This window comes from Phreatobacter oligotrophus (assembly GCF_003046185.1).
GTDB lineage: Bacteria > Pseudomonadota > Alphaproteobacteria > Rhizobiales > Phreatobacteraceae > Phreatobacter > Phreatobacter oligotrophus.
In genome coordinates this window covers 448,334-461,029 of record NZ_PZZL01000002.1, presented here as the reverse complement: position 1 = coordinate 461,029, position 12,696 = coordinate 448,334, and the positions used below count along the sequence as shown (strand labels likewise).

Genomic DNA, 12,696 nt, shown 5'->3' with positions numbered 1-12,696 from the left:
GCGCCGCCCGGGCTCTATCGTTCCGCAGGGTGCCGGATCACGCTGGATGTCCGCTGCGCCAGCGGGCATGAGGAGCTGGCGCTTCCGCCGATTCCGCCGAGTTCGTCATGTCGCGATCCTCCGTTTCCGCCGTTCCCGTCGACAGCCTCTCCGCCGAGGAGGCCCGGGCCGAACACGAGCGCCTTGGTGAAGCCCTCGCCGAGGCGGACCGGCAATACTACCAGGACGACGCGCCGACGCTCACCGATGCCGACTATGACGCCCTGCGCCGCCGCTACGAGGCCCTCGAGGCGGCCCACCCGGCGCTGCGCACAGCTGAGAGCCTCTCCGAGCGCGTCGGCGCCGCGCCCTCGGGCAAGTTCGGCAAGGTCACCCATGCCGTCCCCATGCTCTCCCTCGGCAATGCCTTTGCCGACGAGGAGGTGACCGATTTCGTCGGCCGCGTCCGCCGCTTCCTCGGCCTCGAGGCCGATGCACCGGTGGCCATGACCGCCGAGCCGAAGATCGACGGCCTGTCCTGCTCTCTGCGCTATGTCGATGGGCGGCTTGCGGTCGCCGCGACCCGCGGCGACGGCGCGGTCGGCGAGGACGTCACCGCCAATATCCGCACCATCCACGAGATCCCGCAGGTGCTGAAGGGCGCGCCGGAGGTGCTGGAGGTTCGCGGCGAGGTCTATCTCTCCCACGAGGATTTCCGCCGCATCAATGCCCGGCAGGAGGAGCGCGGCCTGCCGCCCTTCGCCAATCCCCGCAACGCCGCCGCCGGCTCGCTGCGCCAGCTCGACCCGCGCATCACCGCCGAGCGCCCCTTGCGCTTCTTCGCCTATGCCTGGGGGGAGATTGCACCCGCCCGGCCGCGCGACACCCAGTCCGGCATGGTGAAGTGGTTCGATGAGCTCGGCTTCCCCACCAATCCGCTCACGGTGGTCTGCGAGAGCGCCGAGGAGTTGCTGGCCCATTATCGCCGCATCGGCGAGATGCGGGCGACCCTCGGCTATGACATCGACGGCGTAGTCTACAAGGTCGACGACCTCGCCCTGCAGGCCCGCCTCGGCTTCGTCTCGCGCTCGCCGCGCTGGGCCATCGCCCACAAGTTCGCGGCGGAGAAGGCGACCACCATCCTCGACGCCATCGACATCCAGGTCGGCCGCACCGGCGCGCTCACCCCCGTGGCGAAGCTGCGCCCGGTGACCGTCGGCGGCGTCGTCGTGTCCAACGCCACGCTGCACAACGAGGACTACATCAAGGGCATTGGCACCGATGGCGCCCGCTTCCGCGAGCACGATATCCGCGTGGGCGACACGGTGATCGTCCAGCGCGCCGGCGACGTCATCCCGCAGGTGCTGGATGTGGTGCCGGAGAAGCGCCCGGCGGACGCCAGGGCCTATGCCTTCCCGACGACCTGTCCCGCCTGCGGCAGCCCGGCCATCCGCGAAGAGGGTGAGGCTGTGCGCCGCTGCACCGGCGGCTTCGCCTGCTCGGCGCAGGCGCTGGAGCGGCTGCGGCATGTCGTCTCCCGCCGCGTCCTCGACATCGAGGGCCTCGGCGCCGAGCGCCTGCCCTTCTTCTACGAGGACCCCGACCTGCCGATCCGCGAGCCGGCCGATATCTTCACCCTGGCGCGGCGGGATCAGGCGAACCTCAAGAAGCTCAAGGACAAGGAGGGCTTCGGCGCACTTTCGGCCAAGAACCTCTTCGACGCCATCGAAGCGAGCCGCACCGTGCCGCTGGACCGCCTCATCGCGGCGCTGGGCATCCGCCATGTCGGCGAGACCACGGCGCGCGTCCTTGCCCGTGCCTATGGCACATGGCAGGCCTTCCATGACGCGGCGGTGCGGGTCGCCGAGGGCGATGCGGATACCCGCCACGAGCTCGATTCCCTCGACCAGATCGGCGATGCGGTGATCGATGCGCTCGCCGCCTACTTCGCCGAGCCGCGCAACCGCGCCATGGTCGAGCGGCTGGTGGCCGAACTGACGGTCCAGGAAGCGGAGAAGCCGAAGTCCGACACCCCCGTCGCAGGCAAGACCGTTGTCTTCACCGGGTCGCTGGAAAAGATGACCCGCGACGAGGCCAAGGCCATGGCCGAGCGCCTTGGCGCCAAGGTCGCGGGCTCGGTCTCGAAGAAGACCGATTACGTCGTCGCGGGCCCCGGCGCGGGCTCCAAGCTCGACAAGGCGCGGGACCTCGGGGTCATCGTCATGACCGAGGACGAGTGGTTCGAGCTCGTGAAATAAGATTGCAGATTCAGATCGTTAACGGATCATTTCCACAAGCCATGCGCGGAATGCAAGGCTGATTGTGCGCTGCACAACTTGTCAAATCGCTGCACTGCAACAAAATGAGTCTCGTCGAAAGGGAGGAAGCCTCGAGGTCGTCCACTCTTTCAGAGGAGAGACCACCATGGCTACCATTGCGCTCGACAAGATCGCTGCCACCGCTCCGGCCGAGAAGGCCGTCATCGCCACGAAGGCTGCCGGTTCCACCAACGGCAAGCCCGGTTTCTGGCGTTCGCTCTACAATTCCATCGTGGAGGCGCAGGAGCTGCGCGCCGCCACCTATGTGCACGGCTACCTGGCCCACCTGTCGGACGACGAGCTCGCCCGCCACGGCATGACCCGCGACCAGATGATCCGCCGCACGCGGTCCATGATGGCGTCCGTCTGACGGCACGCCACCGTTCCCCAAAACGTCGGGATGCCGGCCTCGCCAGCGCGGGGCCGGCTCTCGCCGTCGCCGCGCCCCGAAGGAGGGCACCCCCATGTTCTTCGCCACGATCGCCCGCTATCTCAACGCCTTCCGCCGCGCCCGCGCCGAGCGCCTGGCCCGCGAGGCCATGACCGTGGTCTCGGCCGACGAGCTGCGCCGCGCCGGCATCATGACGACGCTCGGCGGCTCCTACACGCTGCCCTTCGCTCGCTGATTGTCGGCGCGCTGATTTTCGGCCGCGCCGGCCCTCACGCCTTCCTGCGGATGCCGATGACCTGGCCGACGCCCTCCGGGCGCGGCTTTTGCGCATCCGCCGCATGCCACGCGGTCAGCCGCCCCATGATGTCGTCCGGGAAGGGCGCCGGGCGGCGCGAGGCCATGTCGACATGGATGGAGATCGATTCCATCGTCGCCGACAGCCAGCCCTCGTCTGCATGGACCAGCTCCATCCAGTAGTGGATGCGCTTCGGGTCGAGGTCGAGGATGCGCAGCCGCATCCGCACCCGGTCGGTGAGGCTGATCTCGCGGAGGTAGCGCACATGCGCCTCCAGCGCGAAGAAGCTCATCTGCCGCGTCTCGACATAGGTCCGTGACAAGCCGATCCGCTCGAACAGGATGTCGAGCCCCTCGTCGAACAGCTTCACGTAGAAGGCGACGTTCACGTGGCCGTTGTAGTCGATCATCTCCGGCCGCACGGCCATGGGCGGGGTGATGGCGAGGCCCGTGTCGGGGCAGAGGTCGAAGAGGCTCATGGCTCCGGCTTAGCGGATCGCCAGCGCGGATCGCAATGCGCCGGGCGGGGGAGGGGGCTGCCGCGTGCCTGAAAGCGACATTCAGGCCCCTCACCCTTACCTCTCCCCGCATGCGGGGAGAGGGGGCGTCGACGTCGTGTTCCATTTCACCGGGAATGCCAGGCAGAACGGGTGCCCCGTCAGGCGCAACGCCGTTGCTCCCTCTCCCCGCATGCGGGGAGAGGGAAGGGTGAGGGGCCAGGGCCATGCCCGATGCCTCCCGCAACGGTCCCTCCCGACCGACGGCCTTTGCGTGGCTCCCACGAGTGCCTAATGTCCGCCTCCCACCACTCCGCGTCATCCGACGGAGCGATGCGAGGACCGCCATGCTGCCTGATACGCCCGCCACCCGCACCCGCCCCTCGCCGGAGACCGTCGCCGCCGTCGTCGGCGAGCTTCAGGCGCGCTTCGGCAACCGCGCGGTGACCTCGCAGGCGGTGCGCCAGCAGCACGCCCACACTCTCACCTGGATCGAGAACCAGCCGCCGGACGTGGTCGTCTTCGCCGAGAGCACCGAGGACTGCGTGACGGTCATGAAGGTCGCCGCCGCCCACGGCATGCCGGTCATTCCCTTCGGCACCGGCTCCTCGCTCGAGGGCCACGTCAACGCGCCCTTCGGCGGGATCTCCGTCGACACCTCGCTGATGAAGCGCATCATCGAGGTCCATGCCGAGGACCTCGACGTGGTGGTCGAGCCCGGCGTCACCCGCAAGCAGCTCAACGAGTACCTGCGGGACATGGGCCTGTTCTTCCCCATCGATCCCGGCGCCGACGCCTCCATCGGCGGCATGGCCGCGACCCGCGCCTCCGGCACCAATGCGGTGCGCTACGGCACGATGAAGGACAATGTCATCGCCCTCGAAGTGGTGCTGCCGAACGGCGAGGTGATCGACACCGCCCGCCGCGCCCGCAAGACCTCCGCCGGCTATGACCTCACCCGCCTCTTCGTTGGCTCCGAGGGCACGCTCGGCATCATCACCAAGATCACCCTCAAGCTGCACGGCATCCCCGAGGCCATCTCGGCCGCGACCTGCACCTTCCCGACCGTGAAGGATGCGGCGGACGCAACCATCGCCGCCATCCAGACCGGCATCCCCATGGCCCGCATCGAGCTCCTCGACGAGGTCCAGGTCGGCGCGGTCAATGCCTATTCGAAGCTGTTGCTGCCCGAAAAGCCGCTGCTGCTCCTGGAGTTCCACGGCACCGAGGCGGGCGTCGCCGAGCAGGTCGAGCGCTTCCGGGCGATCGCCGACGATTTCGGCGCCGGCGATTTCCAGTGGGCAGCGAAGGCCGAGGACCGCACGCGGCTCTGGCAGGCCCGGCACGATGCCTACTGGGCGGCCATGGCGCTCAAGCCCGGCTGGAAGGGCCAGTCCTCGGATGTCTGCGTGCCGATCTCGCGGCTCGCCGAATGCATCGATGAGACCAAGAAGGACATCGAGGCGAGCGGCCTCATCGCTCCCATCGTCGGCCATGTCGGCGACGGCAATTTCCACGTCCTGCCGCTGATGGACGAGACCGATCCGGCGAGCGTCGAAGCCTGCAAGGCCTTCATGGGCCGCATCGTCGAGCGGGCGCTCGCCATGGAGGGCACCTGCACCGGCGAGCACGGCGTCGGCCAGGGGAAGATGAAGTATCTCGCCGCCGAGCATGGCGACGCGGCCCTCGCCCTCATGGTCTCGCTGAAGCGCGCGGTCGACCCGCAGAACATCATGAACCCCGGCAAGATGGCGGGGTGAGGGCGCTTCAGGCCCGGCGCTCGTGGCGCCGGAGCCAGCTCGCCGCATAGCCGCAGAGCGGCACGATGGCGCGCTTCTCCTCCGCCGCAACGGCGACGATGCGCTCCATCAGCCGGCCGGCGGCCCCGGTGCCGCGCAGCGCCGGCTCGGCCTCCACATGCTCGATGACGAGGCGCTCGTCCTGCCGGCGGTAGCGCGCAAAGGCGGTGCGCCCGTCGACGTCGAGCTCGAAGCGGCTGCGCGCCGTGTCGTCGTGGAAGCTGTCGGCCATGGGCACCTCCCTGTGGTCAGGGAATATCGGGGGACGGACCCCAGGCCGCTAGCCTCGCTGCGTCACGGCAACCTTGCGCGTGCGGCGTGGAACACAATGGCCCCTCACCCTTCCCTCTCCCCGCTCGCGGGGAGAGGGGACGTCGACGTCGCGCCTTCGACCAACGGTCTTGCCAGGCAGGTCGGATCTCATGGGATCGCGACGCTGTTGCGCCCTCTCCCCGCTCGCGGGGAGAGGGAAGGGTGAGGGGCAATGAGGAGGCTTTCCGGACCTGGCGCCACAGGCCCCCTGCGACCAAGGGCGCGCTTGTCCCGCTGCCGCCGCGCACCACATGCGGGTCATGATCAAGGGCTTCAGGGGATTGATCGCCGGCGCCAGCGTCGCCTTCGCGGCGGGAATGCCAGCCGTTGCCGCGCCCGATCTCGCGGCGAGCCTGCGCCAGTGCGCCGCCATCACGGCCACGACCGAGCGCCTCGCCTGCTTCGACGCCCTCGCAGCCGGTCAGCCGGCCGGGCCCTCGTCAGGCCTCACCGGCCGCTGGCGGCAGGGGCAGGCCATGGCGGACCGCCGCCTCGTCGTCGAGCAGCTGCCGCTGGAGTCCTGGAGCGAGGAGGGGATCATCCTCGTCCTCTCCTGCCGTGACGATCGCGCCAGCCTGTCGGTGCGCCGCGACACACCGATCCTCGCGGGTGCGACCGTCTTCGTCACCGTCCGCGTCAACGATCGCCTGGCGCCGGGCGATGTCTGGTCCGTCGGCCGTGATCTCACGGAGGCCGCCTTTCCCGGCGACGTCCGTGAGCTTCTCAGGCAGCTGCCGGAGACCGGCACGCTGTTCATCCGCCTCGAAGGCTCGCGGCGGTGGCGGTTCGAGGGCACCTTCCAGCTGGACGGGCTCGCCGCCATCCGCACGCGGCTCCTGGCGGACTGCCCGCGTTAGAACGAGCAGCCGTAGGGCGCCATCACCTGCCGGAGCTGGGCGCTCTGGGCGGTGCAGACCGAGTCGAGCTGCTGGCGGGCCTGGCCGTCGCGGGCAAGCTCACGCCAGGTGCCGCGCAGCTGGGTGATCTGCTGGGAGAAGGCGCCGCGCTGGGCTTCCGGCACCTTGGTGGTGATGCAGGCCTCGTAGTCGGTGATGAAGCGGTCGCAGGAGGGCACGCCGATCTCGTTCGCCCCCTGGGCGAGGCTCGCGGTGGCGCCGGCGCCGACCAGAACGAGGGTGGCGAGAAGACGGGTGGTGATGCGCATTGATCATGTCCTTGTGGGAGCGGCGCCCGAGGGCTCCGCGACGGGGCGGACCTTTCCGTCCCGTCGGTTTCTCCGGCATGCCGCCTGCCAGCCCCGACGTTGCGCAGTTTTCAGCCGGCCGTCGCGCCGCTGAAACAGCCGCCTGTTCCAAAGCAGCCGGGCGGATGAGCGGGACCGTGGCGAGGACCGCCGCTTCTATGGCATGCTGATCGGCAAAGGCCGCAGGGCCGGATGGGGGAGGCAGGGGATGGAACGCTGGCTGTCACGCCTTGCGGCTGCCGCGATGCTGGCAGTACTGGCCATGGCGCCCGTCGCGGCGCGCGAATTCCGCGTCGCCGATACCCAGCCCGCCGACTATCCGACGGTGAAGGCGCTGGAGCTGATGGGCCGCCTCATCACCGAGCGCACGAGCGGCCGCCACACGCTCCGCATCTTTCATTCGCGCCAGCTCGGCGAGGAGAAGGAAACGATCGAGCAGACCCGCATCGGCGCCATCGACATCAACCGCACCAATGTCGCCCCGCTGGCGAGCTTCATCCCCGAGGCGAACATCCTCGCCCTGCCGTTCCTCTTCCGCTCGGTGGACCATCTCCATGCCGTGCTCGATGGGCCGGTCGGCGACGACATCCTCGCGAGCTTCGAGCGCTACGGCCTGATCGGCCTCGCCTTCTACGATTCCGGCGCGCGCTCCATCTACAATTCGTCCCGCCCCATCCGCCGCGTCGAGGACCTCAAGGGCCTGCGCATCCGCGTCCAGCAGTCCGACATGATGGTGGAGATGATGCGGGCGCTGGGCGCCGAGCCGGTGGCATTGCCCTATGGCCAGGTGACGGTGAGCCTCACCACCGGCCTCATCCATGGCGCCGAGAACAACTGGCCCTCCTATGTGACCACCGACCATTTCCGCGCCGCCCGCCACATCACCCTCACCGAGCACACGATGAGCCCCGAGGTGCTGGTCGTGTCGAAGAAGTGCTGGGAGGAGCTGACGGCCGAGGAACAGGCCATCTTCCGCGCCGCGGCGCGGGAATCGGCCCTCGCCATGCGCAGCGAGTGGCAGAAGCTCGAGGCGACCTCCCGCCGCGAGGCCGAGGCGCAGGGCGTCTCCGTCGTCACGCTGCAGGACCGCAGCGGTTTCGAGGCGGCGGTGCGCCCCATCGTCGAGCGCTATGCCAGCGAGCCCTCGCTCGCCGCCCTGGTCGCCCGCATCCGCCAGGCCCGCTGATGGCGGTGAGCGGTGCGACAGTGCAGGCAGGACCAGCCAAGCGCAGCATCAGCGGCCGGCTCGACTGGGCGTCGGAGCAGTTCCGCCGCATCCCCGTGCGCTGGCGCATCGCCACCATCGTCATCCTCAACCTCGCCTTCATCACCCTCCTGATGCTGCTCATCGCCTCGGGCGCGCGGGCCATCCGCTCGGCCTGGGACGACCTGCAGGAGGCCCGCCGCATCGACCGCCTCCTCGCCTCCATCGAGAATGATGCGGGCCGGCTGCAGACCCTGATCCACCGCTACTTCGCCCTGCCGAACGAGACGGTGCTGAACGAGATCGAGCAGAGGCGCAAGGCGCTCCTGGCTAAGCTCGCCATCGAGCAGGAGATCGACCTCGCCCTGCAGAACCCGGCGCGCTCCGTCTCCTCCGTCACCGAGCGCTTCATGCTCGGCTTCGACGAGCTGCGCTCGGTGCGCGAGACCATTTCCTCCATCTACGAGAACGAGATCCGCAGGCCCGCCAGCGAGCTCTCGCAGCTCTATGCCGTGGTCGAGACGGCCATGAACGACCGCGCCGCCCTGATCGCCCCGTCGCTCGGCAAGTCGCGCGAGGCCTTCTCGATCTTCCTCGTCGCCATCAACGACTATTACCTCACCCAGTCGGTGCAGGCGCAGCGCGAGGCCTCCCGCTCCATCGAGGTGATCCAAGCCACCGCGCCGGTCATGGTCGACCTCGCCGAGACCGAGTTCCAGCGTGCGGCGCTGAAGACGCTGCTCGAGCGCACCACGGCGCTGCGGGCGGGCTTCGGCCGGATGATCCAGGTCCTCGGCATGCAGAACCGCCTGCTGCAGGTGGAGATCGACGGCAACCAGGCGGTCATGGCCACCGTCATCCAGGAGGTCGCCGAGCGCGTCCGCGCCAAGGAGGACGCCGCCCAGGCCCGGCTCGACGAGACGTTGCGGATCGTCTTCGTCCAGGCGGTGGGCATTGCCGGCATCTTCCTCGCCATCGTCGCGGTGATCTGGACGCTCATCGCCCGCTCCATCCGCGTGCCGCTCGATGACCTGGCCGGCAGCATGAACGCCATCGTCGCCGGCGACCTCGCCCGCCAACCCTCCGGCCTCTCCGCCTCCGACGATCTCGGCCGCATGGCCCGCGCCGTCGAGGTCTTCCGCCAGAATGCCATCGAGAAGCAGAAGGCCGAGCGCGACCTGGTCGCCGCCAAGAACCGCGCCGAGACGGCACTGTCGGAGCTGCGCGACACGCAGCAGAGCCTGGTTGAGGCCGAGAAGCTCGCGGCCCTCGGCGGCCTCGTCGCCGGCGTCGCCCACGAGGTGAACAACCCCATCGGCATCTCGCTCACCGTCGCCTCGACGCTCGCCCGCCGCGTCGACGATTTCGCCGCCGACGTGGAGCGCGGCGAGTTGCGCCGCTCGCGCCTCACCGAATTCGTGCAGGGCAGCCGCGAGGCGGCGAACCAGCTCTCGCTCAACCTCCAGCGCGCCGGCGAGATGATCCAGGCCTTCAAGCAGGTGGCGGTGGACCGCAGCCATGCCGACCGCCGCGCCTTTGACCTCGCCGAGGCGACCGACCAGATCGTCGCCAGCCTCCGGCCGACGCTGCGCCGCGCGCCCGTGCAACTCGCGGTCTCGGTGCCCGCCGGCATCGTCCTCGACAGCTATCCCGGCCCCTACGGGCAGGTCGTCACCAACCTCTTCATCAATGCACTCACCCACGCCTTCCCGGACGGGCGCAGCGGCACCTTCGCCATCGACGCGGTGCAGGAGGGCGACAATGTCGTCATCACCTTCCGCGACGACGGCATCGGCATGTCTGCCGAGGTGCAGCGGCAGGCCTATGATCCGTTCTTCACCACCAAGCGCGGCGAGGGCGGCACGGGCCTCGGCCTCAACATCGTCTTCAACATCGTGACACGCCGGCTCGGCGGGCGTATTGCCCTGTCCTCGACGCCCGGCGCCGGCACGACCTTCCGCATCGTCCTGCCGCTGGTCGCGCCGCAGGAGCCCGACCGTCAGGACCCCGCATGACGTCCGAGAACGACGCCGAGACGCGCATGACGCCCGAGGATGACGATCTCGTCGCCATCTTCGAGGACGGACCCGTCGCCGACGTGGCCGTCGCGGGCCGCTGGAAGGTCGCCATCATCGATGATGATCCGGCGGTCCATTCCGGCACCAAATACGCGCTGTCCGACTACCAGCTCGCCGGCCACCGCCTCGACCTCCATTCCGCCTTCTCCGCCGCCGAGGGCCGCAGTCTCCTCGCCCGCCATCCCGACATGGCGGTGGTGCTGCTCGACGTGGTGATGGAGAGCGACGGCGCCGGCCTCGACCTCGTCGAATACATCCGCAAGGAGCTCGGCAACGACACGGTCCGCATCATCCTGCGCACCGGCCAGCCCGGCCAGGCGCCGGAGCGGCAGGTCATCGTCGACTATGACATCAACGACTACAAGGCGAAGACCGAGCTCACCGGCGACAAGCTCTTCACCTCGCTCACCGCCGCCCTGCGCAGCCACCAGCAGCTGATCCGCCTCACCGAGATGCGCCGCGGCCTCGAGGCCATCGTCGGCGCTTCCGCCCGCATCTACGGCCTGCCCGGCAGCGAGCGCCTCGCCGCCGCCGTCCTCGCCGAAGCCGCAGCCCTCGTCGGCCAGTGCGGCGAGGGCGCCGTGGTGATGCGCGAGGCCGGCGCGACCCGCGTCCTTGCCGCCCGCAACGCCATGGGCGAGCTCTCCGGCCGCGTCCTGCCCGGCCGCGTCGATGATCTCGTCGCCCGTACCTTCGCTGCCGGGGCCTCGCTCGCCGGCGGCCACGATGTCGGCGTCATGCTGCACACGGCGGGCGGCCGCGACGTCGTCGTCGCCTTGGTCTGCGAGGAGCCGCCGACCGAGACGCAGGCCGCGCTCCTCGGCGTCTTCTGCGGCAGCCTGCCGGCGGCCTTCGACACGGTTCTGCTCTACGAGCAGCTCCAGGCTGCCAATGCCACGCTGGAAAAGCGCGTCGCCGACCGCACCCGCCAGCTCACCGCCGCCAACGAGCGGCTGAAGGCGCAGTGGCAGCGGCTGAAGCGCACCAACGACCACAAGGCCGAGGTGCTCGGCACGGTCGCCCATGACCTGAAGAACCCGCTCGGCGTCATCCTCGGCCGCTCCGAGATGATGAACGAGCTCCTGGCGCTGAGCCCGCCGAACATCGACCGCGCCCGCGGCCAGATCGAGCAGATCCGCTCCTCGGTCGCCCGTATGACCTCGATGGTCGACGAGCTCCTCGCCGACGCCATGCTCGATGCCGAGGACGTGCAGCTGCGCTTTGCCGATATCGACACGGCCGCCATCGTCGGCGCCGTCCTCGACGCCAACGTGCCGCTCGCCGACCGCAAGGGCCAGCTGCTGCTCTATCACGGCCCCGACAGCCTCACCGGCCGCGGCGACCCCGACCGCCTGCGCGAGGCCATCGACAACCTCGTCTCCAACGCCGTGAAATATTCGCCGCCCGGCGGGCGCATCACCGTGACGCTCTCCGGCTCGGAGGCGGGCCATTCCATCGCCGTGACCGATAGCGGGCCGGGCCTGACGCCCGAGGACCAGCAGCGCCTCTTCGGCCGCTTCCAGCGCCTCTCCGCCACGCCGACGGGCGGCGAGAGCTCCACCGGCCTCGGCCTGTTCATCTGCCGCCGCATCGTCGAACTGCATGGCGGCCGCATCACCGCCGCCAATGCGGCGCCAGGCCGCGGCGCCACCTTCACCATCGTGCTGCCGCCGGCCACCGCCGGAGGGCCCTCCTGATGGCGGGCGAGCTCATCGCCGTCGTCGACGACGAGGCGCCCGCCCGCGAGCTGGTCGGCGACTACCTGACGCTGCATGGCTTCCGCACCGTGCTCTGCGACGGCGGCGAGGCCCTGCGCGCGGCCATGGCGGCCGAACGCCCGGCCCTCGTGGTGCTCGACCTCAACATGCCCGGCGAGGACGGCCTCTCGGTGGTGCGCGACCTCAAAGGGCGCACGACCATTCCCGTGATCATGCTCACGGCCACGGCGAGCCCCGATGACCGCATCACCGGGCTGGAGATCGGCGCCGACGACTATCTCGCCAAGCCCTGCGAGCTGCGCGAGCTTCTCGCCCGCGTCCGCGCCCAGCTGCGCCGCGCCGCCACGCCGTCCGAGACGGCGGGCCTTCCCGGCGGCCGCGAGCAGGTGCCCTTCGGCACCAAGGTGCTGGACCTCTCCGCCCATGTGCTGCGCGATGCCGAGGGCCGGGACCACCCGCTGACCGCTTCCGAATTCGCGCTGCTGAAGGCCTTCGCCGACAATCCCCGCCGGGTTCTGTCGCGCGACAAGCTCCTCGACCTTGCCGGCGCCCGCGACCCGGAAGCCTTCGACCGCGCCATCGACGTGCGCATCACCCGCATCCGCCGCAAGATCGAGCCGGATGCGGACCGCCCCGCCTATATCAAGACCGTGCGCGGCGCCGGCTACATGTTCATGCCCGAGGGCGAGGCCGGCTGAGGCGGCCCTGTCCGTCGCGCCGACGCAACATTCGGCCCTCTCGCGAAACATCGGCGTCCCCGCCGCGACACCCTCCCGCAAGGCTTGAAACCTTCGCGCCTCCGCTGAAACGCGCGGAGAAACACCGCAACACGCCTGCGAAAATCCCGTTCCCTAAAACGTCACTGTCCCGATGAGACGGGCGGCGCGACAAGGCCCTGAACC

General features: G+C 69.8%; 12 protein-coding genes. 9 read left to right on the top strand and 3 right to left on the bottom strand.

Translation table 11 applies throughout. From position 1 onward, the window contains the following. Positions 1 to 107: 107 nt before the first annotated feature. The 3 genes from ligA to C8P69_RS23790 all read left to right on the top strand — a co-directional run bounded on the left by ligA (position 108) and on the right by C8P69_RS23790 (position 2,923). Positions 108 to 2,237 carry an NAD-dependent DNA ligase LigA gene (ligA, locus tag C8P69_RS06160; protein WP_108174978.1) on the top strand — a complete coding sequence of 710 codons (2,130 nt, stop codon included), beginning with the start codon at positions 108 to 110 and terminating at the stop codon, positions 2,235 to 2,237. Between the two features lie 166 nt (positions 2,238 to 2,403). Then, on the top strand, positions 2,404 to 2,667 hold the full coding sequence (locus C8P69_RS06155) for a hypothetical protein (protein ID WP_108174977.1): 264 nt from the start codon (positions 2,404 to 2,406) through the stop codon (positions 2,665 to 2,667). Between the two features lie 94 nt (positions 2,668 to 2,761). After that, complete coding sequence (locus tag C8P69_RS23790; RefSeq protein ID WP_170118142.1) at positions 2,762 to 2,923, top strand: hypothetical protein; 162 nt, start codon at positions 2,762 to 2,764, stop codon at positions 2,921 to 2,923. A 34-nt stretch (positions 2,924 to 2,957) separates the two neighbouring features. Here the strand turns inward: C8P69_RS23790 and C8P69_RS06150 are convergent, their stop codons facing one another. After that, positions 2,958 to 3,461, bottom strand: a complete 504-nt coding sequence (locus C8P69_RS06150) for an acyl-CoA thioesterase (RefSeq protein ID WP_245901886.1) — start codon at positions 3,459 to 3,461, stop codon at positions 2,958 to 2,960. A gap of 365 nt (positions 3,462 to 3,826) precedes the next feature. On the opposite strand from C8P69_RS06150, the gene C8P69_RS06145 reads away from it, so the two are divergent. After that, complete coding sequence (locus C8P69_RS06145) at positions 3,827 to 5,239, top strand: FAD-binding oxidoreductase (RefSeq protein ID WP_108174976.1); 1,413 nt, start codon at positions 3,827 to 3,829, stop codon at positions 5,237 to 5,239. Between the two features lie 7 nt (positions 5,240 to 5,246). Here C8P69_RS06145 and C8P69_RS06140 read toward each other — a convergent pair whose 3' ends face one another. Then, positions 5,247 to 5,510: a GNAT family N-acetyltransferase gene (locus C8P69_RS06140; RefSeq protein ID WP_108174975.1), complete on the bottom strand. Its 264-nt coding sequence runs from the start codon at positions 5,508 to 5,510 to the stop codon at positions 5,247 to 5,249. 331 nt (positions 5,511 to 5,841) lie between these two features. On the opposite strand from C8P69_RS06140, the gene C8P69_RS06135 reads away from it, so the two are divergent. After that, positions 5,842 to 6,447: a hypothetical protein gene (locus tag C8P69_RS06135; protein ID WP_108174974.1), complete on the top strand. Its 606-nt coding sequence runs from the start codon at positions 5,842 to 5,844 to the stop codon at positions 6,445 to 6,447. Here C8P69_RS06135 and C8P69_RS06130 read toward each other — a convergent pair. Beyond that, positions 6,444 to 6,755, bottom strand: a complete 312-nt coding sequence (locus tag C8P69_RS06130) for a hypothetical protein (RefSeq protein WP_108174973.1) — start codon at positions 6,753 to 6,755, stop codon at positions 6,444 to 6,446. The two genes, C8P69_RS06135 and C8P69_RS06130, sit on opposite strands and share 4 nt — an antisense overlap. Positions 6,756 to 7,002: 247 nt before the next feature. Between C8P69_RS06130 and C8P69_RS06125 the strand changes: the two genes are divergently transcribed. From C8P69_RS06125 to C8P69_RS06110, 4 genes are read left to right on the top strand one after another with little or no spacing between them, the layout of a single operon-like run. Continuing rightward, on the top strand, positions 7,003 to 7,980 hold the full coding sequence (locus C8P69_RS06125) for a TRAP transporter substrate-binding protein (protein ID WP_108174972.1): 978 nt from the start codon (positions 7,003 to 7,005) through the stop codon (positions 7,978 to 7,980). Positions 7,981 to 8,000: 20 nt separating this feature from the next. Further along, positions 8,001 to 10,013, top strand: a complete 2,013-nt coding sequence (locus tag C8P69_RS06120; protein ID WP_170118141.1) for a sensor histidine kinase — start codon at positions 8,001 to 8,003, stop codon at positions 10,011 to 10,013. A 26-nt stretch (positions 10,014 to 10,039) separates the two neighbouring features. Beyond that, on the top strand, positions 10,040 to 11,773 hold the full coding sequence (locus C8P69_RS06115) for a hybrid sensor histidine kinase/response regulator (RefSeq protein WP_108175560.1): 1,734 nt from the start codon (positions 10,040 to 10,042) through the stop codon (positions 11,771 to 11,773). Then, positions 11,773 to 12,492: a response regulator gene (locus tag C8P69_RS06110; RefSeq protein WP_425440741.1), complete on the top strand. Its 720-nt coding sequence runs from the start codon at positions 11,773 to 11,775 to the stop codon at positions 12,490 to 12,492. Before C8P69_RS06115 ends, C8P69_RS06110 begins: the two co-directional genes overlap by 1 nt. Positions 12,493 to 12,696: the final 204 nt, after the last annotated feature.